General features: G+C 66.2%; 18 protein-coding genes. 8 read left to right on the top strand and 10 right to left on the bottom strand.

What is annotated here, in order from left to right; translation table 11 throughout:
• Nucleotides 1-2 precede the first annotated feature (2 nt).
• Together PV781_RS06105 and lpxB are read left to right on the top strand one after the other, a co-directional pair.
• Nucleotides 3-896 (top strand): LpxI family protein, encoded by an 894-nt coding sequence (locus PV781_RS06105; protein WP_274774746.1) that lies wholly within the window; start codon nucleotides 3-5, stop codon nucleotides 894-896.
• Entirely contained in the window at nucleotides 896-2071 is a 1176-nt protein-coding gene (gene lpxB, locus PV781_RS06100; RefSeq protein WP_274774745.1) for a lipid-A-disaccharide synthase, read from the top strand. Before PV781_RS06105 ends, lpxB begins: the two co-directional genes overlap by 1 nt.
• 140 nt (nucleotides 2072-2211) lie before the next feature.
• Here lpxB and gltA read toward each other — a convergent pair whose 3' ends face one another.
• The 3 genes from gltA to PV781_RS06085 form a co-directional block, all read right to left on the bottom strand.
• Nucleotides 2212-3522, bottom strand: coding sequence for a citrate synthase (gene gltA, locus PV781_RS06095; RefSeq protein ID WP_274774744.1), 1311 nt, complete (start codon nucleotides 3520-3522; stop codon nucleotides 2212-2214).
• 291 nt (nucleotides 3523-3813) lie between these two features.
• On the bottom strand, nucleotides 3814-6456 hold the full coding sequence (locus PV781_RS06090; protein WP_274774743.1) for a glycosyltransferase: 2643 nt from the start codon (nucleotides 6454-6456) through the stop codon (nucleotides 3814-3816).
• Nucleotides 6457-6670: 214 nt separating this feature from the next.
• Nucleotides 6671-7276 carry a hypothetical protein gene (locus PV781_RS06085; RefSeq protein WP_425532364.1) on the bottom strand — a complete coding sequence of 202 codons (606 nt, stop codon included), beginning with the start codon at nucleotides 7274-7276 and terminating at the stop codon, nucleotides 6671-6673.
• Nucleotides 7277-7306: 30 nt separating this feature from the next.
• Here PV781_RS06085 and PV781_RS06080 point away from each other — a divergent pair, with 30 nt between their 5' ends.
• Complete coding sequence (locus PV781_RS06080) at nucleotides 7307-8932, top strand: glycoside hydrolase family 17 protein (protein WP_274774742.1); 1626 nt, start codon at nucleotides 7307-7309, stop codon at nucleotides 8930-8932.
• Here PV781_RS06080 and PV781_RS06075 read toward each other — a convergent pair.
• Nucleotides 8892-9272, bottom strand: a complete 381-nt coding sequence (locus PV781_RS06075; protein WP_274774741.1) for a hypothetical protein — start codon at nucleotides 9270-9272, stop codon at nucleotides 8892-8894. The two genes, PV781_RS06080 and PV781_RS06075, sit on opposite strands and share 41 nt — an antisense overlap.
• A gap of 181 nt (nucleotides 9273-9453) precedes the next feature.
• On the opposite strand from PV781_RS06075, the gene glmU reads away from it, so the two are divergent.
• Both glmU and glmS read left to right on the top strand, forming a co-directional pair.
• On the top strand, nucleotides 9454-10803 hold the full coding sequence (glmU, locus tag PV781_RS06070) for a bifunctional UDP-N-acetylglucosamine diphosphorylase/glucosamine-1-phosphate N-acetyltransferase GlmU (protein ID WP_274774740.1): 1350 nt from the start codon (nucleotides 9454-9456) through the stop codon (nucleotides 10801-10803).
• Nucleotides 10804-10958: 155 nt separating this feature from the next.
• Nucleotides 10959-12782: a glutamine--fructose-6-phosphate transaminase (isomerizing) gene (glmS, locus tag PV781_RS06065; RefSeq protein ID WP_274774739.1), complete on the top strand. Its 1824-nt coding sequence runs from the start codon at nucleotides 10959-10961 to the stop codon at nucleotides 12780-12782.
• 3 nt (nucleotides 12783-12785) lie between these two features.
• Here glmS and PV781_RS06060 read toward each other — a convergent pair whose 3' ends face one another.
• Together PV781_RS06060 and recG are read right to left on the bottom strand one after the other, a co-directional pair.
• Nucleotides 12786-13145, bottom strand: a complete 360-nt coding sequence (locus PV781_RS06060; RefSeq protein ID WP_274774738.1) for a YbaN family protein — start codon at nucleotides 13143-13145, stop codon at nucleotides 12786-12788.
• A gap of 23 nt (nucleotides 13146-13168) precedes the next feature.
• On the bottom strand, nucleotides 13169-15262 hold the full coding sequence (gene recG / locus PV781_RS06055; RefSeq protein WP_274774737.1) for an ATP-dependent DNA helicase RecG: 2094 nt from the start codon (nucleotides 15260-15262) through the stop codon (nucleotides 13169-13171).
• A gap of 103 nt (nucleotides 15263-15365) precedes the next feature.
• Between recG and PV781_RS06050 the strand changes: the two genes are divergently transcribed.
• The 3 genes from PV781_RS06050 (at nucleotide 15366) to PV781_RS06040 (ending at nucleotide 18789) form a co-directional block, all read left to right on the top strand.
• Complete coding sequence (locus tag PV781_RS06050; RefSeq protein WP_274774736.1) at nucleotides 15366-16019, top strand: protein-L-isoaspartate(D-aspartate) O-methyltransferase; 654 nt, start codon at nucleotides 15366-15368, stop codon at nucleotides 16017-16019.
• A gap of 163 nt (nucleotides 16020-16182) precedes the next feature.
• Nucleotides 16183-17421, top strand: coding sequence for an alpha/beta hydrolase (locus PV781_RS06045; protein WP_274774735.1), 1239 nt, complete (start codon nucleotides 16183-16185; stop codon nucleotides 17419-17421).
• Nucleotides 17422-17547: 126 nt separating this feature from the next.
• Nucleotides 17548-18789, top strand: a complete 1242-nt coding sequence (locus tag PV781_RS06040) for a M23 family metallopeptidase (protein ID WP_274774734.1) — start codon at nucleotides 17548-17550, stop codon at nucleotides 18787-18789.
• Between the two features lie 215 nt (nucleotides 18790-19004).
• On the opposite strand, the gene rpmG is transcribed toward PV781_RS06040, so the two are convergent.
• The 4 genes from rpmG to PV781_RS06020 all read right to left on the bottom strand — a co-directional run bounded on the left by rpmG (nucleotide 19005) and on the right by PV781_RS06020 (nucleotide 21647).
• A complete protein-coding gene (gene rpmG / locus PV781_RS06035) occupies nucleotides 19005-19172 on the bottom strand; it encodes a 50S ribosomal protein L33 (RefSeq protein WP_274774733.1) in 168 nt (55 codons plus the stop codon).
• Nucleotides 19173-19293: 121 nt separating this feature from the next.
• Nucleotides 19294-20469: an MFS transporter gene (locus PV781_RS06030; protein ID WP_274774732.1), complete on the bottom strand. Its 1176-nt coding sequence runs from the start codon at nucleotides 20467-20469 to the stop codon at nucleotides 19294-19296.
• Nucleotides 20470-20484: 15 nt separating this feature from the next.
• Complete coding sequence (locus PV781_RS06025; protein ID WP_274774731.1) at nucleotides 20485-21219, bottom strand: NUDIX hydrolase; 735 nt, start codon at nucleotides 21217-21219, stop codon at nucleotides 20485-20487.
• Entirely contained in the window at nucleotides 21216-21647 is a 432-nt protein-coding gene (locus PV781_RS06020; RefSeq protein ID WP_274774730.1) for a DUF983 domain-containing protein, read from the bottom strand. The genes PV781_RS06025 and PV781_RS06020 overlap by 4 nt, the downstream gene beginning before the upstream one ends.
• Nucleotide 21648 lies beyond the last annotated feature (1 nt).

The raw sequence follows: 21648 nt of genomic DNA, 5'->3' as shown, positions 1-21648 counted from the left end.
GCATGGACGCGGCACCTGCGCCCCGCGCGGGCCCGCAACGTTCGTCACCCGGTGCAGGGCCGCTGGGCATCGTGGCCGGAGGCGGTGCCTTTCCGGCTGCTGTGGCCGAAGCCGTTTGCGCCAGCGGCCGTCCTGTGGTCCTGTTCCTGATGCAAGGCTTTGCCGATCCGGCGCTTGAGCGGTTTCCGCACCATTGGTTCAAGCTCGGCTCGCTCGGCACCGTCACCAGCAAGGCCAAGGCCGCTGGTGTCCGGGACGTGGTGATGGTGGGAAACCTCACGCGCCCGCGCGTGCGCGACCTGGGGCTCGACTGGACCATGGTCCGCCTGCTTCCGCGGATCGCGCGCCTGTTCCGGGGCGGGGACAATCACCTTTTGTCCGGTGTGCTCCAATTGGTGTCGGAGCAGGGCTTCACGCTGATCGGCGCCCACGAGGCCGTGCCATCGCTCCTGCTTCCTCCCGGGGTGCTTGGCGGCATCCTTCCCTCGGACCAGGATCGCGCTGATGTGGCGCTGGGTCTTGAGGTGATCCGGGCTCTTGGGCCTTACGATGTGGGGCAGGGGGTCATCGTGGTGGATCGCTTCGTGGCCGCAGTGGAGGCTGCGGAAGGCACGGATGCCATGCTGTCGCGGTATGGATCTCTGCGTACGAGTGGTCGTCTGCGCTTTCCCGCCGGGCGCGGCGTATTGGTGAAGGCGCCCAAGCCGGGGCAGGATCGCCGCGTGGACCTGCCCTCCCTCGGCGCGGCAACCGTCCGCGGGGCGGCGGCGGCGGGTCTTGCCGGCATTGCGTTCGAAGCGGGGGGCGCCATCGTGCCCGATCCCCAGGAACTCATTGGCGCGGCGAACGCAGCTGGGCTCTTCCTGATGGGCGTGCCCCTTTCGGGGGAGGCGTGATGCCGATCCCGCCCCGTCCCTTGCGGGTCTTCATCGTTGCGGGTGAGGAATCGGGTGACCAACTTGGTGGAGCGCTCATGGAGGGCCTCCTGGAGATCGCCCCCCACGGCGTTGCATTTGATGGGGTCGGTGGGCCGCGCATGACCGCTGCTGGGCTCGTCAGCCGCTATCCCATGGATGACCTGACGGCTATCGGCTTCGGCCAGGTTCTCGGCAAGCTTCCGGTTATCCTGCGGCGGCTGCGGGAGACTGTCGAGGCGGTCTGTGCGGCAAAGCCCGATGTCCTGGTCCTGGTGGATGCGCCGGACTTCACGCACCGTGTCGCCGACCGCGTGCGACGACGGGCCCCTGCTATTCCCATCGTCAAATATGTCTCGCCTACCGTCTGGGCGTGGCGGCCCGGCCGGGCGCGGGCGATGCGGCCGTCCATAGATCGCCTCCTCGCGCTTCTGCCGTTCGAGCCGGACGTGCATCATCGCTTGGGCGGGCCGCCCACGCTTTATGTGGGCCATCCTCTGCTGGAGCGGTTGGCCGAGTTGCGGCCCTCCCCGGAAGAGGAGGCGCGTCGTTTCGCCGATCCGGCTCGGGTGCTGGTGCTGCCGGGAAGTCGCCGGAGCGAGGTGGAGCGACTGGGGGCCATCTTTGGCGCGGCGATCGAGTTGGTGTCGCGCGGCCGTGAGGTGGAGTTCATCCTGCCCACCTTGCCCCGCCGGCGCTCGCAGATCGAGGCGATGACCGCCGACTGGCCGGTTCGCCCGCGCATCCTGACGGACGAGGCGGAGAAATACGCCGCTTTCCGCACTGCCCGTGCGGCCCTTGCGGCATCTGGAACCGTGACTCTGGAGTTGGCGTTGGCGGGGGTTCCGACGGTGGCGGCCTATCGGGTCGCCGGGTGGGAGGCGATTATTGCGCCCTACATCCTCACCATTCCGAGCGTGATCCTGCCCAATCTGGTGCTGGGCGAGAATGCGGTCCCTGAATTCCTCCAGCATGACTGCACGCCGGATAAGTTGGCGGCGGCGCTGTCCTTGCTCCTGGAGCAGGGGGAGCCGCGTCGGCGGCAGGAGCAGGCGTTTCAGCGGCTGGACGGCATATTTGGCACCACGGGTGACCATCCCTCCCTGCGGGCGGCGCGCGCAGTGCTTGATCTGGTGGCGGAATGCCCGCGCGCGTAGCGACGCGCCTCCATTGAGACAGCCGCGAAATGAAAAAGGCCCGGAGCAATCCGGGCCTTTGCACGTTCAGGGCCTTTTCTCAGTTCGACGGATGGAGCGGGAACAGGCGCGAAGCGCACTGTTCCCGCCTGCCGGCCGCCTCACTTGCGCTTGGACATCGAGATGTAGTCGCGCTGGGCGGCGCCCGTGTAGAGCTGGCGGGGACGGCCGATGCGCTGGCTCGGATCCTCGATCATTTCCTTCCACTGGCCGATCCAGCCCACGGTGCGGGCGAGAGCGAACAGCACCGTGAACATGGAGGTGGGGAAGCCCATCGCCTTCAGGGTGATGCCGGAATAGAAGTCGATGTTCGGATAGAGCTTCTTCTCGATGAAATACTCATCGTGAAGGGCCACGCGCTCCAGCTCGACGGCGACGTCAAGGAGCGGGTCGTCCTTGATGCCAAGCTCGTTCAGCACTTCGTGGCAGGTCTGCTGCATGATCTTGGCGCGCGGGTCGTAATTCTTATAGACCCGGTGGCCGAAGCCCATGAGGCGGAACGGATCGTTCTTATCCTTGGCGCGATTCACGAACTCGGGAATGCGCTCGGGATGACCGATCTCGGTGAGCATCTTCAGCGCCGCTTCGTTGGCGCCACCGTGGGCAGGACCCCACAGGCAGGCGATGCCGGCGGCGATGCAGGCGAACGGGTTGGCGCCCGAGGAACCGGCGAGGCGCACGGTGGAGGTAGAGGCGTTCTGCTCGTGGTCGGCGTGCAGGATGAAGATCTTGTCCAACGCCCGCGAGAGGGTGGGGGAGACCTTGTATTCCTCGCAGGGCACCGCGAAGCACATGTTCAGGAAGTTGGCCGTATAGGCCAGGTCGTTCTTCGGATAAACGAAGGGCTGTCCGATGGTATATTTGTAGGCCATCGCCGCCAGCGTCGGCATCTTCGCGATCATGCGGATCGACGCGATGAGGCGCTGCTGCGGGTCCGAAATGTCCGTGGAGTCGTGATAGAAGGCCGACAGCGCGCCGACCGAGGCCACCATGACCGCCATGGGATGGGCGTCGCGGCGGAAGCCCTGGAAGAAGCGGTTCATCTGGTCGTGAACCATCGTGTGACGGGTCACGGAATGGTCGAAGTCGGCCTTCTGGGCGGCGGTGGGCAGTTCACCGTAAAGGAGCAGATAGCAGGTCTCGAGAAAGTCGCCATTCTCGGCCAGCTGCTCGATGGGATAGCCGCGATACAGCAGAACGCCCGCATCGCCATCGATATAGGTGATCTTGCTTTCGCAGGACGCGGTCGAGGTGAAGCCGGGGTCATAGGTGAAGAGCCCGGTCTGGCCGTACAGCTTGGAGATGTCGACCACATCCGGGCCGATGGTGCCCCCGTTGACCGGGAAGTCCCAGCTCTTCTCACCGATCGTCAGCTGAGCTGACGTGACACCGGACTGTGTTGTGGTGGCCATGAGGTCTCCCATCTATTGTCTGGGCGTATGGTACCACTTTCGCGACTGCGAAGGGTCTCGTGGGCAGTCGTAAACCGTCCCCATTTTTGCCGCAAGCGTGACCGTGCTCCGGGAGAGGGCAGAAGGCGCTGAATTTGTACGAAAGCGGAAGGGATCGCGCGAGAACGCTTTAGGACGCAACGTCAAGGCATCCGGCTTTCTCGGCGGCCTGCAAAGTGGCTGAAGCGAAAAAGAAGAAGCCCGGCCGGTGCCGGGCTTCCCAAGCTTTTCCTTCGCGTCAGGTGCAGCGCATCAATCCGCCAGGGCAGACGGTGGCTGGCTGGCGCGCAGGCGGCGGGGAATGGCCGCCAGGCGTGCCCGGAGCGCCCGCCACATGGCGAAGTCGTTGAGGCGAGAATGTTCGGCCAGCCCGATAATGGCGGCGGACAGGAAAGGCAGGCTCTGGATTACCAGCGCCAGGGCGTAGAGGTCCACCTCCCGCACCACATGCCAGTTGGTCATGTGGAGGCCGACGCCGCTCACCAGCAGGGCCACGCCCACCACCGCCTCAGGCAAGGCAGGGAAGGAGCGGGCGGCACCCGCCAGCCAGTTTCCACCCTTCGCCGTACGGGCAAAAGCCAAGTCCTTGTAGCGGAACCCATCCACAACTGCCTTCGCCACCGTGAACTGGACCGCCATGGCTGCAATTGCCGCACCCAGCATGCGAAGTGGCGTCGTCGCCACGCGCAGGCGATAAAGGGCGATAAAGTGCAGCACATAGACCGCAAAAGTCGCGATGATGGGGAAGGTCAGCACGTAAGCGGGCACCGCGATGCCGAGCGCCAGGACGAAGGGCACGAACAGCAGGGATAGGACCGCGGCGAGCGCGCCGATCGATTCCGCGCCGAGCCAAGACACCCAGCCCAAAACGAAGTGACGACGCTGGGCCGTGGTCAGGCGCGACCGGTTGGGCAGGAAGCGCGACCAGTGCTTGCGAATGATCTGGAAGCCGCCATAGGCCCAGCGGTGACGCTGCTTCTTGAACGCCTCGAAGGTGTCCGGGAGCAGGCCCCAGCCGTAGCGGCGGCGGGTGTAATGGGTCTTCCAGCCGTTCTCGGCGATCGACAGGCCGAGGTCGGTGTCCTCGCAGATGGTGTCGGACGACCAGGAGCCAGCCTCCACCATGGCGGCGCGGCGGATCAGGCACATGGTGCCATGCACCACGATCGCGTCGTCCTCGTTCCGCTGCACCATGCCAATGTCGAAGAAGCCGGCATATTCGGCGTTCATCGCCTCGTGCATGGGGCTGACATGACCGTCGCGATGATCCTGCGGCGCCTGGACGAGACCGACGGTGGGATCCTCGAACACGGGCACGAGGTCCTTGAGCCAGTCGGGATGCACCACATAATCCGCATCGATCACGCCGATGATCTCGGCGTCCGGGGCGGTGTGCTCCATGGCGATGCGCAAAGCGCCGGCCTTGAAGCCCGACATCTTCTCGATGTTCAGGAACTTGAAGCGGCTACCGAGGGCCTCGCAATGGGCGCGGATGGGCTCCACCATCGCCGGGTCTGGCGTGTTGTTGAGCACCACGATGCATTCCAGATTCGGCCATTCCAGGCGTGAGACCGCGTCGAGAGTCTGCTTCAGCATCTCCGGCGGCTCACGATAGGCCGGGATATGGATGGAGACCTTCGGGTGACGGCCCGATGCGCTGCGCGGGCGCATGTCCACCAGACGGGTGGGATTGCGGCCGAACGCAATGGCGGACAGTTCTTCCACACGATAGAGCAGCACCACCACCAGCGGGCCCAGCAGGGCGAGGCTGATGACGAGGGTGACGAAATTGCCGCCGGTCACATAGTGGGTCGCCCAGTAATCGACCACGATGGCAATCCACGCGCCTACGCCATTGGCTGCGGCGCCCAGGACCAGGCCCTGGGAAGCCGTCATCGGACCCAGCCGCAGCATGGGCAGGCAGAAGGCGATGCCGAGCAGAAGGGCGAGGAGGGCGGTCCGCTCGTAGGTTTTCTTGGTGAGGGGGCCGGACAGCGAGAACTTCAGATGGCGGTCGGCATCGAAGACGCCCCAATATTGGCCGACAGAGCCCTCGAAGCTTTTCCAGGGGGCGTCGAACGCCTCGATGATATTGTAATCGATGCCCAGCGCATCGGCGCGGGTGGTGAAGGTGCGGATCACATCCGCCTGGGCGATCTCACCGGGCACGGCCGCATCGCGATTATAGCCGGCGCTCGGCCAGCCAAACTCCGCGATCACGATCCGCTTGCCGGGATAGGCGGCCCGCAGGCGATTATAAATATCGATGGAGCGGTCGACGACCTGCTCGGCGGGAACGCCTTCCCAATAGGGCAGGATGTGGGCGGCGATGAAGTCGACCGCTGAGACCAGTTCTGGATGGTCAAGCCAGACGTTCCAGATCTCGCCGGTGGTGACGGGAACGTTGGTTTGACGCTTCACCTTGCGGATCAGCTCAGCCATCTCCTCGGCGCTCTTTTCGCCACGGAAGATGGTCTCGTTGCCGACGACCAGCGCGTCCACATTGGAATTCTGCTTGGCGAGCCCGACCGCGTTCTGGATCTCCAGCGCGTTGCGGGTCTCGTCCTTGTCGATCCAGGCGCCGACCGAGACGCGCAGACCCCGTTCGCCAGCGATGGAGGGGATCAGCTCCAGGCCGCCTGTGGACGAATAGGTCCGGATGGCCTTCGTGTAGTCCGCGACCGCATCCACGTCCGAGCGAATCTGCTTGGCGGTGACGGGCGGCCCCTTGTCCGGGTGCCGCACAGTGCGGTCATAAGGCGCAAAGGACAGGGAAGCGAACCGCTCGGTGATCGCCGGAGCGCTCGCCTGAGGACGCAAGGAGTACCACACCGCGGCGTGGAACCCAGTCACAACCGCAATGATTGCTGCCGCAGCAGCCAGCCCGGGACGCATGGCAAGACCCACTTGAAGGGATTCGAACCGAGAACGCTGACTTCCGGCGACGGTTCCAGCCGAAAGTCACGGGACACTCTTTCGACCTGCCCCCTACGGTCGGCAGCGCCAGTGTTTCTCTGGCGCTGCATCGAGACTCTAAACCTCTCATAACAAGAGGTAAATGCGGACTGTGGCAGAGGTTCGGCGCACGCGGGGCGGCGCCATGATCTAATTATTGCGCAGGTGCAGCAACATAGTCGGGATTAACCCAACATTGCTGAACCCGGCCGGGCAGCCGCTCTTGCGTTTTTGGATCGATGTTGCCCTGGCGCACCAGGCAGCGGAACGCCAGCTTGAGGTGCTCGGTCGGGCAGCCGAAGCGCTCGTAGAGCTCCAAATGCCGCCGGGCGGTGTCGATGTCGTCGCGCCACAGCAGAGTGGCGATCCGACGGCCAGTCCACACGCATTCCGGCTGGCCCGCCGCGCCCGGAAGCAGCTTGGCGGCCTCGGCAAACTCCTCCACCGAACGGCGCTGCGCCTCGCGGGCGGCCTGCTGCTCCGGGGTGAGCTGCTCCTGCTGGGGCGGCTTCTGGTCAGGATTGGACTGGGCGGCCAGCGGGCTCGCGCAGCCGAGGAGGAGGGCGCCCGCAAGAAGCGCGAAACGAAGACGGTCCATGACGGCCATGAGTTTGATCGGCGGGGAGCGGAAATCTTTCCGCGACGCCAACTTAGAAGAATGTATGGAATTTGTCAGCATGACGGCAGCGCCGTCGGGGCTGTTCGCCAGCGCCGCCTGCCCGGGTGCTTCACAGGTCTGGCCGAAGCCGCTATGTCGCATTCCAGTCCGGAGTTAGGAGGCAGATCGGCCATGGCGTATTTCCTTCGGTTGCCGGCGGTTCTGTTCTTGGCCGTGGCCATTTTTATCGTGGGGCTCTGGGCCTGGATGGGACGTCCGGTCTCCATGCCGCCCTCTCCCCTTGCGGCGGGTGAGAAACTTCCCTGCGTTTCCTACGCCCCTTTCCGCGACGGTCAGTCGCCCCTCGATCGCTCGACGATCATTCCCGAGCAGCAGATTGACGAGGATCTGGCGCAGCTCGCCAAGATTACCGCGTGCGTGCGCACCTATTCGGTCGAGCTGGGACTGGACAAGGTCGCGCCGCTGGCGCGCAAGCATGGGCTTAAGGTGCTTCAGGGCCTTTGGCTTGGGTCCGACCAAGCCAAGAACAAGCAGGAGATTGACGCCGGCATCGCCCTGGCGCGGGAATACCCGGACACCATCTCGGCCCTGGTGGTCGGCAATGAGGTGATGTTGCGCGGCGAGCTTTCCGCCGCGGATATCTCGGCCATCCTCAAGGACGTGAAGGCCCGCTCCGGCGGGGTTCCCGTGACCTATGCCGACGTCTGGGAGTTCTGGGAGCGGGCCAAGGCACTCGCTGGTGATGTGGATTTCGTCACCGTCCACATCCTGCCCTATTGGGAAGACCTTCCCGTTTCCGCCGCCGAGGCCGGCCGCCATATCGATCATATCCGCCAGCATGTGGCGGACCAGTTTCCCGGCAAGGAAATCCTGATCGGCGAGACCGGTTGGCCCAGCGCCGGGCGCATGCGGGAGGGCGCCCTGCCGTCCCTTTCCGACCAGGCACTCGTGATGCACGAGGTGCTCCGCCTCGCCAAGGAAAAGGGTTATCGAGTCAATGTGATCGAGGCCTTCGACCAGCCCTGGAAGCGGCGCAACGAGGGCACGGTGGGCGGCCACTGGGGTCTCATCGATGCCGGCACGCGGCAGGAGAAGTTTCATTGGGGCCAGCCAGTCTCGGATCACCCGCGCTGGATCATCCAGGCGCTGGCGGGCGTGGTTCTGGCCGCAGCGGCCTTCGGGAGCGCGCTGTGGGCCGCGCGCCGGGCCGGGCGCGAACCATCCACAGGGGAATGGGTGAGTGTCGCCGCGATCGCCCTTGCGGGCGGGGCGACGATCGGCGGCACCTTGTCTCATCTGCCGCTGGAAAGCCTGGGTTGGGTGGGCTGGACGCGGAACTCCGCCTTCCTCGTCCTGTCCATCGCCGCGTCGCTGGTCGTGCCGATGCTCGTGGCAGCGGGAGCCTCTCTGCATTCCCTGGCGTTCGCCCTCAACGGTGCCTTTCGGCGCGGAGCGCCCTGGGGCGCCGTGGCCGGGTCTGCGTTTCTGGCCCTGACCCTGGTGGCCGTCGGCGAAACGGCGCTCGAGCTGGTATTCGACCCCCGCTACAAGGATTTTCCTTACTTTCCGCTGACTGCGCCCGTGGTGGCGATGTTGGCCCTGTGCGTCGTGCGCCGTCCCGCGAGCGAGGGGGCAGGCATGGCCGAGCAGATCGCCGTTCTCGGCCTGCTGGCGGCGGGCATTTATGTGCCGCTGAACGAGACCTTGCAGAACTGGCAATCCGCCTGGTTCGGCCTTCTCGCCCTGGCGCTGGCCTTCACGGTGTGGCGCGTCCGGGGCGGGCGAGGGAGAGGATAAGCAGCATGGTGGCCACCGCCGCCGCCAGGTTGTTGTAAAGCACGAGGCCGATCCCGCTGAAGACGAGGCCCGCCGCCAGCATGGGGACGGACGGTCGAATAAGCTGGATCACCGCAGCCGCCAAGGCGAGGCCGCCGAACACCGACCAGCCGAACAGGGCGATCACCACGGAGCGCATGCGGCAGGTCATGGTCTGTAGGCCCGCCTCGCAGGCAAGGCCCACCACGGACGGCTCGATGACGAGATAGCGCACATAGAGCGCCCAGCCGGTGGCGCCCATGGTGAGGGCGATCAGCCAGTTCAGGGCCCTGGGGCCGGGATGGAAGCTGCTCTTGTCCACGCGCTCTCTCCGGTCGGAACGGCTCCTTCAATGCCATCCGGGCGGGCCGGGTGCAATCGGGCCGCAGGCGCCGGCTTTTCGGGTGGACCGGGTCGGGGTAATAGCCAGCAGACTGCGGCCGCCCTTTTTTCACGGCCGCGACGGTGCGTCCCCTCGGGGCGGCCTGGATCAGGGGGTGGTGATGACCGAACGCAGCCTGCTCGTGGTGATTCTGGCCGCCGGTGAAGGCACGCGCATGGCCTCGCGCCTGCCGAAGGTGCTTCACAAGATCGCCGGCCGCTCCATGCTCCATCATGTGCTGGCGGCGACGCAGTCCCTCGGCGCCAACAAGGTGGCGGTGGTGGTCGGGCCGGATCGCGCCGATGTGGCCGCCGAGGCGCAGCGCATCGTTCCTAACGCGCGGGTGTTCGTCCAGGGCGAACGTCTCGGCACTGCCCATGCCGTGCTGGCGGCCCGAGAGGCCCTCGCCGAGCCTGTGGATGACATTCTCATCCTCTATGCCGATACGCCACTGGTGCGTCCTGAGACCCTCAAGATGCTGCGGGCGCCCCTTGCAGAAGGGGCATCGGTGGCCGCGCTTGGGTTTCGTCCGGCCGATCCCACGGGCTATGGCCGTCTCATCACCAAAGGCGATGCGCTTCTGGCCATTCGCGAGGACAAGGAGGCCAGCCCTTCCGAGCGGCTCATCGACTTCTGCAATGGTGGGCTCATGGCTCTGGCGGGCGCCGACGCCCTCTCCCTGTTGGAGGCGGTGGGCAATGACAATTTGAAGGGGGAATACTACCTCACCGATGTGGTGGAGATCGCGAACGCGCGGGGTCTGAAGGCCGTTGCACCAGAGACCGGAGCGGACGATGTGGTGGGCGTGAACAGCCGCGTCCAGCTTGCCGAGGCCGAGGCCATTCTCCAGCGCCGCCTGCGGCTTGCCGCCATGGCCAATGGCGCAACCCTGGTCGCGCCCGAGACCGTCTTCTTCAGCGCGGATACCCGCCTGGGCCGGGACGTGGTGGTGGAGCCCCATGTGGTCTTCGGACCGGGTGTTACGGTCGGTGACGACGTCACCATCCACGCCTTCTCCCATCTGGAAGGCGCGCGCCTGGAGCGGGGCGTGAATATCGGCCCCTATGCCCGCCTGCGCCCGGGCTCGCATCTGGAGGAGGGCGTGCGTATCGGCAATTTCGTGGAAACGAAGGCCGCTCACCTCGAGAAAGGGGTGAAGATCAATCACCTGTCCTATGTGGGTGATGCCCATGTGGGGGCGGAGAGCAATCTCGGCGCCGGCACCATCACCTGCAATTATGACGGCTACATCAAGTCCCGCACCGAGATCGGCCCGGGTGCCTTCATCGGCGTCAATACCGCATTGGTCGCTCCGGTGACCGTGGGGGCGGGGGCCTATGTGGGAACGGGGTCCGTGATCACCGAGGACGTGCCCGCTGACGCCCTCGCGCTGGCCCGAGGCCGGCAGGTGGTTAAGCCCGGCTGGGCCGCGGAGTTCCACGCCCGCAAGAGCCGCGCGAAGGCCAAGTAAGACTTGAGAAATTACGACAAAGGAAGTGATTGATGCACTGCGACAACGCCGTGCTAGAGCCAGTCTGACGCTGGAAGGGGATATTCCCGCTGGCGGGGCCCAGTCCATCTTTCCGGACGAGGTCATCTTTCAAGGATCGACGGAGCGCGACCGGCATGTGCGGCATCGTGGGCATTCTCGGCAAAGGACCGGTGGCGGAAAAGCTGGTGGAGTCCCTGCGGCGGCTGGAATATCGCGGCTATGATTCGGCCGGCGTGGCGACGCTGGAGAAAGGTCAGCTGGTCATCTGCCGAGCCGAGGGCAAGCTTCGCAACTTGGAGCACAAGCTTTTCCGGCACCCGCTGGCGGGCCATTCGGGCATCGGCCACACCCGGTGGGCGACCCACGGCAAGCCCTCCGAGCGCAATGCCCATCCCCACGCGGCCAAGCGGGTGGCCGTGGTGCATAACGGCATCATCGAGAATTTCCGGGAGCTGAAGCTCGAGCTGGAGGCCGCCGGTGTCCACTTCCTGTCAGACACCGACACGGAGGTGGTCGCGCATCTGGTGGATCGTGAACTGGTCGCCGGCAAGGACCCTGTGACGGCCGTGGGCGCGGTTCTGCCCCGGCTGAAGGGCGCGTTTGCGCTCGCATTCCTGTTCAACGGGAAGGACGACCTGCTGATCGCCGCGCGTCGCGGCTCGCCGCTGGCCATCGGCTACGGTCAGGGTGAGATGTTCCTGGGCTCGGATGCCATCGCGCTCGGTCCGTTCACGGACCTCATCACCTATCTGGAAGAAGGCGACTGGGCGGTGCTCACTCGCGAGGGGGCCGTGATTCGCAATGCGGAGGGCGAGGTGGTCCACCGCCCCTCCGCCCGCGTGCCGGCCGGTGCCCTGCTGGTCGACAAGGGCAATCATCGCCACTTCATGGCGAAAGAAATCTACGAGCAGCCGGAAGTGGTAGCGCATACCTTCGCCCATTACCTGGATCTGGCGGAGGAAACGGTCCAACTGCCCGACTTGCCGTTCGATCTTGCCGACGTCCAGCACATCTCCATCACCGCCTGCGGGACGGCGCTTTATGCGGGCTCGGTGGCCGAATACTGGTTCGAGCGATTCTCCCGGCTCCCGGTGAGCACCGATATCGCGTCCGAGTTCCGCTATCGGGAGACGCCGCTGCCGCCTGGAGGCGTCACCATCGTCATTTCCCAGTCGGGCGAGACGGCCGACACTCTGGCGTCCCTCCGCTACGCCAAGGAGTGCGGCCAGAAGACGGTGGCCGTGGTCAATGTGCCCACCTCCACCATCGCCCGTGAGGCCGATGTGGTGCTTCCGACGCTAGCCGGGCCGGAAATCGGCGTGGCCTCCACCAAGGCCTTCACCTGCCAGCTTGCGACGCTCGCTGCCCTGTCTGTGGCGCTCGGGCGGGCGAAGGGGCTTCTGTCCCGCGAGGACGAGCAGCGTCTGGTGCGCGCCATGATGGAAGTGCCGCGCCTGATGACGGAGGCGCTGAAGCTCAGTCCCGAAATCGAGATGCTCTCGCGCACCCTCGCAAAGGCGAGGGACGTGCTCTATCTCGGCCGCGGCACCAATTACCCCCTCGCCCTTGAGGGCGCGCTGAAGCTCAAGGAAATCTCCTACATCCACGCAGAAGGCTATGCGGGCGGGGAACTGAAGCATGGCCCCATCGCCCTCATCGATGAGACGATGCCGGTGATCGTCATCGCGCCCCATGACCGGATCTTCGAGAAGACCGTCTCGAACATGGAAGAGGTGGCCGCGCGGGGCGGACGCATCATTCTGCTGACCGACCCGGAGGGCGCGCGGCTCGCCAATGTCACCGCGGTCCAGAAGCTGATCCTGCCGGAGATGCCCGCCACCGTGGCGCCCCTGGTCTATGCAGTGCCGGTGCAGCTCATCGCCTATCACACGGCGGTCATCATGGGCACGGACGTGGACCAGCCGCGCAATCTGGCCAAGTCCGTCACCGTGGAGTGAAGGTCATCCGTTCGGCCGGGTGACCATGAACACCGCCAGGGCCGCAAACAGGATGCCGAGGCCGATCAAGACGATCTCAGGCGCGCCGAAATACCAGGAGCCGGTCCATGTCCCCACAAAGCTCATCAGTGCGAAGAGCTTGACGGGCAGGGGTATGGCGCCGGTCTCCTGCCAGCGCCTTACGCTGGGGCCCAGATAGCGGTGGTTCAAGAGCCACGCCTCGAAGCGCGGCGAGGAGCGGGCGAAGCACCAGGCGGCCAGAATCAGGAAGACCGTTCCCGGCAGCATGGGCACAACCATGCCGATGGCGCCGACGATCAGAAACAGGACGCCGACCCCGAAAAGGGTCCTCTGCCACAGCACGTGCATGTGCTTCGTTTGAACCTTCATCCCGCCGAGAGCAAGCGCATCGTGGCGTTGCTGTCGTGCAGGTGGAGCAGCGTGCGCATGGGGAGCGAGGCGGGGCGCTCCAGTTCCGGATCGGCCTGCACCACCTCGTGCGCGACGGTGCGCGCGGTCGCCACCAGATCCGCATGCATCTCCAGCTGCGCGATGCCGAAGCCTGGAAAGCCGCTCTGCCGCGTGCCCAGCACATCGCCCTCACCGCGCAGGCGCAGATCTTCCTCGGCAATGGCAAATCCATCCTCGCTTTCGCGAAGGATGGCGAGGCGTGCTTTTGCGGTTTCGCTCAGCGGGCCGCGATAGAGCAGGAGGCAGGTCGACGCCTTGCTGCCGCGCCCCACGCGCCCGCGCAGCTGGTGCAACTGGGCAAGGCCGAAGCGTTCTGCATGCTCGATCACCATCAAGGTGGCGTTGGGCACGTTGACCCCCACCTCCACCACCGTCGTTGCCACCAGCACCCGAAGCTCGCCGCTCTGGAAGCGGGCCATGACCTTGTCCTTCTCGCTGCCGCTCATGCGGCCATGGACAAGGCCCACCTTGTCCCCGAACACCTGCTGGAGGGTCTCGGCGCGCTCGCTGGCGGCTGCGAGGTCTGAGACGTCGCTCTCCTCCACAAGCGGGCAGATCCAGTAAACCTGCGCCCCCGCCCGCAGCGCGCGGCCAAGGCCGTGGACCACCTCGTCCAAGCGATCCAGAGACACCGTGCGGGTGTCCACCGGCTGCCGCCCGGGGGGCTTCTGGCGCAGCTCGCTATGGTCCATGTCGCCGAAGAGGGTGAGGACCAGTGTCCGGGGAATGGGGGTGGCGGTCATCAGCAGCATGTCGGTGGCCGGACCCTTGCGGGCGAGCGCCAAGCGCTGCTCCACGCCGAACCGGTGCTGCTCGTCCACGATGGCAAGTGCGAGGTCGGCAAAGGCAACGTCCGGCTGGATCAGGGCGTGGGTCCCCACCACCAGATGGGTCCGCCCTTCCGCCAGATCCCTGAGAATCGCTTCGCGCGCTCGCCCCTTTTCCCGGCCGGTAAGAATGGCGGTGGTCAGCCCGGCCGCCTCCGCCAGCGGCGCGATGGTTTCGAAATGCTGGCGGGCGAGGATCTCAGTTGGCGCCATCAATGCCGTCTGCCGGCCCGCTTCGGCCACCTCGGCTGCCGCCAGGAGGCCGACCACCGTCTTGCCGGACCCCACATCCCCCTGGAGCAGCCGCAGCATCGCCTTGTCCGAGCGGATGTCGGCGCGGATCTGGGCAAGGGCCTGATCTTGCGCCTCGGTGAGCGCAAAGGGCAGGGCCGCAAGCACCTGCCGGGTGAGCCGACCGTCGCCGATGCTGGAGCGCCCGCCCGCCCGGCTCTGGCGGCTGCGGACCAGGGCGAGGGTGATCTGGTGGGCCAGCAACTCCTGGAAAGCGAGCCGTCGCCAGGGGGCACCCGAGGGAAGGGCATCGGCCGGGCTCTGGGGGTGATGGATGCGGTTGAGAGCGGTGGCGAAGTCCGGCCAGCCTTGCGCCTCGACGACGGGAGCCGGAAGAAGCTCCGGCAGAGTGGGGATGCGCGCCAGCGCGCCGTCCAAGGCGCGGCGCACATAGCCCCCTGCCAGGCCTTCCACCAGCGGATAGACCGGCTCGATGGCCGGCAGCTTGGCAAGGCCTGCCTCGTCGAGGATGCGGTCGGGATGGGCCATCTGGCGCATGCCGTCGAAGAGGGAGATCCGCCCACAGAGCCATCGCGTGGCGCCGACCGGCAGCAACCGTTCGATCCGAGCAGCTTCGATATTGAAATGAACCACGGTCAGGTCGCCGGTCTCGTCGGCCACCAGCGTGCGATGGGGCGCGCGCCGGCCAGGTGGAGGGGGGTAATGGGCCTCCACCTTCACCTTGAGCGTGACGTCCGTTTCCGGAATGGCGCCGGCAATGGTCGGGCGGGCGCGACGGTCGACGAAGCTCGACGGCATGTGGAAGAGGAGGTCGAGCACCCGGGGGGCGTCCCTGTCCAGAAGCCGGGCGAAGGGACGCTCCAGCTTTGGCCCGATGCCCTTCAAGGCGGTGATCGGTGCGAACAGGGGGTCGAGAAGGGTGGGACGCATGGTCGGGAAAGTGGCCGAGCCCCCGGTTCCGCGCAAGGGGAGGGCGCCAGCGGCAGGTCGGCTGGAATCCTGCTAGGGTTGGGCGTTCGAGCGGAGGGGCGCGATGACCGAAAGCGAGGCCGAGAAAAGGGAGCGCGCGGCGTTCGTGCTCGGCCTGCGTCACCGCGGCGTGCAAAACGTCATGGTCCTGCGCGCCATGGAACTGGTTCCCCGGGCCTTGTTCGTGGACCCGGCCCTGCGGCCGCTCGCCTATCTGGATGTCGCCCTGCCCATTGCCTGCGGGCAGACCATGTCCCAGCCCACCGTCGTCGCGACCATGACCGAGGCCCTGGCCGTGAACGCCGCGCATCGCGTCCTGGAGGTGGGCACGGGGTCCGGCTACCACGCCGCCGTGCTCTCGCAACTCGCCTCGGAGGTGGTAACCCTCGACCGGTATCGCGGTTTGGTGGCGGAGGCGCAGGTGCGCTTTGGCGTGCTGTCCCTCCACAATGTGGCGGCCTTCCACGCGGATGGGCGTGCGGGACTGGCGGTGCGGGCACCCTATGACCGGATCCTTGTGACGGCCGCCGTGCGATCGGTGCCGGAGGCGTTGGTGGCGCAGCTTCGGCCCGAGGGGGTGCTGGTGGCGCCGGTGGGGGACGCCGACAGTGTGCAGACCCTGACCCGCTTCGTGAAGACCCCCTCCGGCCTTGCGGGCTCGGCCCTCATGGCGGTGCGTTTTGCGCCTCTGACGCCGGGAGTGGCCGGGCAGCTTTGAGCTTTCCCCGGCGCGACATGAACAAAGTCCTGCCGCCCTTATGCATTGAAACTGGAGTTGCCCTTCGCTATCGAACCTTTTGGGGGGCGCACGGCCTGTGCGGGCGGTGGTGTCGGAGCGTGATGTCTTGAAGTGCAGCACCGTCCCTCGGGCATATCGCGCGTTGGCGCTGATCCTGTTGCCCCTTCTGCTCGCCGCCTGCGGCGGGAGGCCGGCGGGTGTGCTGGTGCCGGTGGAAGCCACCGTCCAGGGGGCGAGCCTCGTCGAGATGATCGTCGCCACCACGCGCGCCAGGTCCAAGGGGCTGGACATGTATTCCGGCGAGCGCGGCACGGATCCGTCTTATGCCGAGATCACCGTCTCCATTCCTCCCGACAACGCCCGCAAGGTGGGCGATGTCCAGTGGCCGAGATCGGTCCCCGGCAATCCCGCGACCGATTTCGTGACGTTGCGCGCTGACGTGGTGGACGCCAAGGAGGCGCGGCAATGGTTCGATAGGCGCATCGCCCGAACGCCTCGCCGGCAGGTGCTGGTCTTCATTCATGGCTATAACAACCGGTTCGAGGACGCCGTCTTCCGGTTCGCCCAGATCGTCCACGATTCCCGCGCCGATGTGGTCCCGGTGCTCTTCACCTGGCCGTCCCGAGGCAACTTGCTCGCCTATGGCTATGACCGGGAAAGCGCCAGCTACTCGCGCGATGCGCTGGAGAAGCTGCTGACGCTGCTGGCCACCGATCCGAACGTGGGGGAGATTTCTGTCCTCGCCCATTCCATGGGCAATTGGGTGACGCTGGAAGCCCTGCGGCAGATGGCGATCCGCAACAAGCGTATCTATCCCAAGATCAAGAACGTCATGTTGGCCGCGCCGGACGTGGATGTGGACGTGTTCCGCACGCAGCTTGCCGACCTGGGCAAGCCCCGCCCGAACCTGACGGTGTTCGTCTCGCAGGATGATCGTGCCTTGCAAGTGTCCAAGCAGGTCTGGGGCGGTGTCTCGCGCCTGGGGCAGGTGAATCCGGAGAGCGAGCCCTACCGTTCGGAATTCCTCAATAACAAGATCACGGTCCTGGACCTGACCAAGCTGAACACCGGAGACCAGCTCAATCACGGCAAGTTCGCAGAGAGCCCGGACGTGGTGCAGATGATCGGCGCCCGCCTCGCGCAGGGGCAGGTCATGACCGACGGGCGAGAAGGAATCGGCGACCGAATCATCCAGGTGACGGCCGGCGCTGCGTCCAGCATCGGAACTGCGGCTGGCGTGGTCATCTCTGCGCCGGTGGCCGTGTTCGACCCCGCGACGCGGGACAATCTCGGCGCGCAGGTGGAGCATTTGGGCACCAGCGTGAGCAGCACCGCGCGCTCCACCGGGGAGCTGGTCACCACTCCGCCGGCTTTGCAATAGAGGCGATATTCTGTTGCACTCATGCAACAGGTGTGTGGAAAAGTCCCGATTCCGCTGGGTTTAAGCGCGCGTTTACGGTTGGCATCCTTAACTCGCTCCACGTTCGTAGCGTGCGAGTACGGCCACATGCTTCCTTCCTGCGACACCCTCGGATCCGGCGTTCTGGCAAAGCTCGCCTTTGCCGCCCTGCTGTCTACTGCGCTTGCGGGCTGCAGCTCCGACTCCGCCCGCTTCGCGTCCCTCTCCTCGCCCGTCGCGGGTCAGCAGATGGCCTCGCAGGAGGTTACCGGATCGCTCGGCGCGGCGCCCACGGGACGCGTTGATTCCGCGCCCATCGGCAGCGAGCCACTCGGCGCTGCGGCCGGTGCCCCGCCCACGGCCTATGCGGCTCCCACCGCACCGGCGGCGCAGCCCCTGACCGCCACGGCCGCATACAATGCCGCGCCGGCCTATGGCGTGTCCTCCGTGCCGCGCCAGACCGCAGGCGCCACCCATGTGGTGGTGGGAGGCGAGACACTGACCTCCATCGCGCGGAGCTACAACACCACACCCGCCCAGTTGGCGAGCGTGAACGGCCTGTCACATGATGCGACCTTGCGCATCGGACAGACCCTGATCGTGCCCCCCGGGGCCTCGGGTAATCTGGCGCAGATCCGTCCTGCGCCGACGCCGGCAAAGCCGTCGGTGGTTGCGGCACCCGTCGCCGCGCCTGTGCCCGCAACCCAACCGGTGCCCGCGGCCCAGGCCGCAGCGCCTGCTCTCCAGACTGCGCCGACTTTGGCCTCCACGCTCCAGCCCGCCAAGCCCGCGACCAAGCCCGGGACCGTCGCCGCGACTCCCGCGGCTCCCGCTCCGGCCGCTGCTGCCCCCACCTCCATCGCCGCCGCTACCGCCCCTGCTGCGACGCCTGCCAAGACGACGGCGAGCGCCAACGTGAAGACGGCCGCCGCGGAAGAGGCGGAAGATGCACCCCGCGCGCCCGGCTCCGGGCCGCAATTCCGCGCTCCTGTGCGCGGTCGGGTCATCTCCGGCTTCGGTCCCAAGCCTGGCGGCGCCCGCAATGACGGCGTGAACTTCGCCGTTCCGGAGGGCACCGCGGTCCGTGCCGCCGAAGACGGCACCGTGGCCTATGCCGGCAATGAACTGAAGGGCTACGGCAACCTGGTTCTGATCAAGCATGCGGACGGCTATGTCACCGCCTATGCGCACAACAGCGAGCTGATGGTGAAGAAGGGCGATACCATCCGGCGGGGCCAGATCGTCGCGAAGGCCGGCCAGACGGGCGGCGTGAGCACGCCTCAGCTCCACTTCGAGATCCGCAAGGGGTCGCAGCCCGTGGATCCCAGCCAATACGTGGCTGGTCTGTGAGGGCAAGGTCAGGCGCGATTCGCAGCCTTACCTGGACATCGGTTTCGGATCAGGCGGCGGCCGGGCACAGTCCCGGCCGTTTCCATTTGCGGTGACCGTCTGCAGGGCCGTCCGCTTCCATGCGCAGCCAAGGCGTGCCGCGACAAATAAAAAGGGCGCCACATGGGCGCCCTTGAAACTTGGATTTTGGACGGCCGCCGGGCAGCCGCGCCGGGTCACTTGATCTTGGTTTCCCGGAACTCAACGTGCTTCTTGGCGACCGGGTCGTACTTCTTGAGCACCAGCTTGTCGGTCTTGGTGCGAGAATTCTTCTTGGTCACGTAGAACGCGCCCGTGTCCGCGGTGGACAGAAGCTTGATCTTGATGGTTGCAGCCTTGGCCATAATCTAATCCCTGGTGCCGCTTTGGCGCGCGAGCCTGTTTCGGGTCGCGGCAATAAAAATCGGACGCGCTGCCGTTGCGGCGGCTCGTGGAGGCGGAAAGTCGTTCAAAACGGCCGTCATGTCAAGCCTTGGCACGACCCATGAACACCAGCCGGCCAGCCACCACCGCCACATACATGCCGAGCATCCCGGCGATCACCAGAGCGAAGCCATAGGGATCGTAGAGGTCCATGCCGAAGCCCACCAAGGGCGGGCCGATGATGAGGCCGAGGGAATACAGCATGACGAAGGCTGCGTTGGCGGCGGCCAGGTCCGCACCGTGGAAGCGAGACCCCAGGTGCGCGAGGCCCACGGTGTAAAGGCTACCGACGATGCCCGTCACCAGGAAGATCGCGATCTTGAACGGAACGCCCTCTACCGGCATGTAGGGTAAGGTGAGGGCCCCAATGGTCCCGACGCTGGCGCAGAAGAGCAGAAGCAGGCGCCGGTCGATTCGGTCGCTGACAATGCCCAGCGGGATCTGGAACGCCACATTGCCGAGAACGGCAATGGTCAGCAGGAGCGAGGCCGCCCCATCGGACATGCCCAAGCGCACGCCATAAAGCGGCAGGAAGCTCATCACGGCCGTCTCGATGGCGCCGAAGATCAAAGCGGCGAGGGTGGCAATGGGGGAGCGGCGGATGAAGCCGAGCACACCGTGATGGTCGCCGTCGCCGATCACCGGCGTCATTCCGCGGGCAAGGAGGATGGGCACCACGCCCAACGAGAGCACGCAGGCGCCGGCGAGGTAGGGGGCCCATCCCTTGGTGCCCAGAAAGCCCAGTATGGCCGGGCCGATGGCTGCGCCCACCGACAAGGCGGTCGCATAGATGCCCATCACCAGGCCGCGCCGACCGGGCGGCGCCACGGCATTGATCCAGAACTCGCTGACCGCAAAGAGCACGCAGAGCGACGCGCCCAGCGCGAAGCGCAACGGGAACCACAGGATGAAGGACGACGCAATCTTGAAGGCCGGCAGGCTGAGGGCCGTCACCAGGATGGCGAGCGTCAGGAGCCAGCGGCAGCCGAGCTTGCGCACGAGCTGGGGGATGAAGGGGGCGGTCGCGATTGTGGCGATGCCCGCCACTGCGGTGTTGATGCCGATCCAGGTCCCGGAGACGCCGCGCGATTCCAGCTCAAGCGCGAGGAGGGGAATGGACAGGCTGATGCCAACCCCCACCACCGACACGGCGGAGATGGCGGCGGCAATGGAAGCGGTGCGGTTCGCCTGTGCCGGCGACCGCGCGGGTGCGTGCATGAAAAAGGGCCTCGTCTAGTCCAGCAGAGCGCGCACGAATTTGCCGTGGTGCATGCTGTAGAACGGCACAGGCAGATGTCGGCCGAAACCTGCATCCAGCCGCGCGCGCAATTCATCAAGTATGACGCGCGTGATGGTCGGCAGTTCCGCGGCCTCCGTCTCCTTGAAGGTGAGCCAGCGGGTCTCGATAAGCTCAGATTGCGGCCCAACCATGCCCTCGACCTTGCCGCCGACCGCGCTCACGTCGGCAGCGAAGAAGCGGGTGTCGAAGCGCTTGGGGCGCCGGGGCGGGGTGATGGCCCGCAGGACAAAGGTCAGCGCCTCGAGGTTTGGAAAAACCTCCTGCTCCGCAAATGCGCTCCACGCCTCCGAAGGCGCTTCTGGCGCGCCCGCTTCCTTGGTCCCGACCAGGAGCCCCGTTTCCTCATACATTTCCCGGATGGCGGCCACCGCGAGCGCGCGCGGCCGGCTCACGCTCGCCCGCGGCACCGATTGGCCCAGGCGCCGGTCGCTGTCGGCGTCCAGCATGCCGAAGACGGGCATTGCCCGGTCGGTGGCTTCCAAACGCCCGCCGGGGAAGACGAACACATTGGGCATGAAGCGGTGGTCGGGGTGGCGCAGGCCCATCAGGACGCGCGGCTCGCGGCCGGACTGATCGATGAGGATTAGCGCCGCTGCATCCGACGGGCGCACGTTCGGCCAGTCCTGTTTGCGTTCAGCGGCGGTAAGGCGTTGGGCAAGATCGGTCATTGTGCGTTCGGCCGTGCTGCCGGCGTGACCGGCTCGTGTTCGGGGCTAAGGGGATCAAAGCCATGCATGCGCAGCGCCCATTGGAGGGCGACGAGCGCGCCCTTTATGGGCGGCAGAAGCGCAAGGCTCAAGAGCAGTGTGAGCGGAAGGAAGATGACGAGGTGCAGCCACACGGCCGGGCGGAACACCTCCTCCACCAGAACCAGAAGCGGCACCACGATGTGGCCCACGGCGAAGATCACCATATAGGGCGGGGCGTCATCAGCGCGGTGGTGGTAGTAGGCCTCGCCACACACGGAACAATGGTCTGCCACCTTCAGGTAGCCGCTGAACAGCCGCCCGGATCCGCAGCAGGGGCAGCGTCCCATGGCGCCCCGCGCCATGGCATTGCCCCACGACCGGGGGGAAGCCTCCTGTTCAGTGGTCATG

This window comes from Aquabacter sediminis, assembly GCF_028863665.1.
GTDB lineage: Bacteria > Pseudomonadota > Alphaproteobacteria > Rhizobiales > Xanthobacteraceae > L1I39.
The sequence above is the reverse complement of the archived record's forward strand: the minus strand, read 5'-3'. Positions and strand labels throughout refer to the sequence as shown.

Coding starts and splice junctions, on each gene's coding strand:
- glmU (WP_274774740.1), top strand. CDS start 9,454: ATGACCGAACGCAGCCTGCTCGTGGTGATTCTGGCCGCCGGTGAAGGC.
- PV781_RS06050 (WP_274774736.1), top strand. CDS start 15,366: ATGACCGAAAGCGAGGCCGAGAAAAGGGAGCGCGCGGCGTTCGTGCTC.
- lpxB (WP_274774745.1), top strand. CDS start 896: ATGCCGATCCCGCCCCGTCCCTTGCGGGTCTTCATCGTTGCGGGTGAG.
- PV781_RS06030 (WP_274774732.1), bottom strand. CDS start 20,469: ATGCACGCACCCGCGCGGTCGCCGGCACAGGCGAACCGCACCGCTTCC.
- gltA (WP_274774744.1), bottom strand. CDS start 3,522: ATGGCCACCACAACACAGTCCGGTGTCACGTCAGCTCAGCTGACGATC.
- rpmG (WP_274774733.1), bottom strand. CDS start 19,172: ATGGCCAAGGCTGCAACCATCAAGATCAAGCTTCTGTCCACCGCGGAC.
- glmS (WP_274774739.1), top strand. CDS start 10,959: ATGTGCGGCATCGTGGGCATTCTCGGCAAAGGACCGGTGGCGGAAAAG.
- PV781_RS06020 (WP_274774730.1), bottom strand. CDS start 21,647: ATGACCACTGAACAGGAGGCTTCCCCCCGGTCGTGGGGCAATGCCATG.
- recG (WP_274774737.1), bottom strand. CDS start 15,262: ATGCGTCCCACCCTTCTCGACCCCCTGTTCGCACCGATCACCGCCTTG.
- PV781_RS06085 (WP_425532364.1), bottom strand. CDS start 7,276: ATGCGACATAGCGGCTTCGGCCAGACCTGTGAAGCACCCGGGCAGGCG.
- PV781_RS06105 (WP_274774746.1), top strand. CDS start 3: ATGGACGCGGCACCTGCGCCCCGCGCGGGCCCGCAACGTTCGTCACCC.
- PV781_RS06080 (WP_274774742.1), top strand. CDS start 7,307: ATGGCGTATTTCCTTCGGTTGCCGGCGGTTCTGTTCTTGGCCGTGGCC.
- PV781_RS06040 (WP_274774734.1), top strand. CDS start 17,548: ATGCTTCCTTCCTGCGACACCCTCGGATCCGGCGTTCTGGCAAAGCTC.
- PV781_RS06025 (WP_274774731.1), bottom strand. CDS start 21,219: ATGACCGATCTTGCCCAACGCCTTACCGCCGCTGAACGCAAACAGGAC.
- PV781_RS06090 (WP_274774743.1), bottom strand. CDS start 6,456: ATGCGTCCCGGGCTGGCTGCTGCGGCAGCAATCATTGCGGTTGTGACT.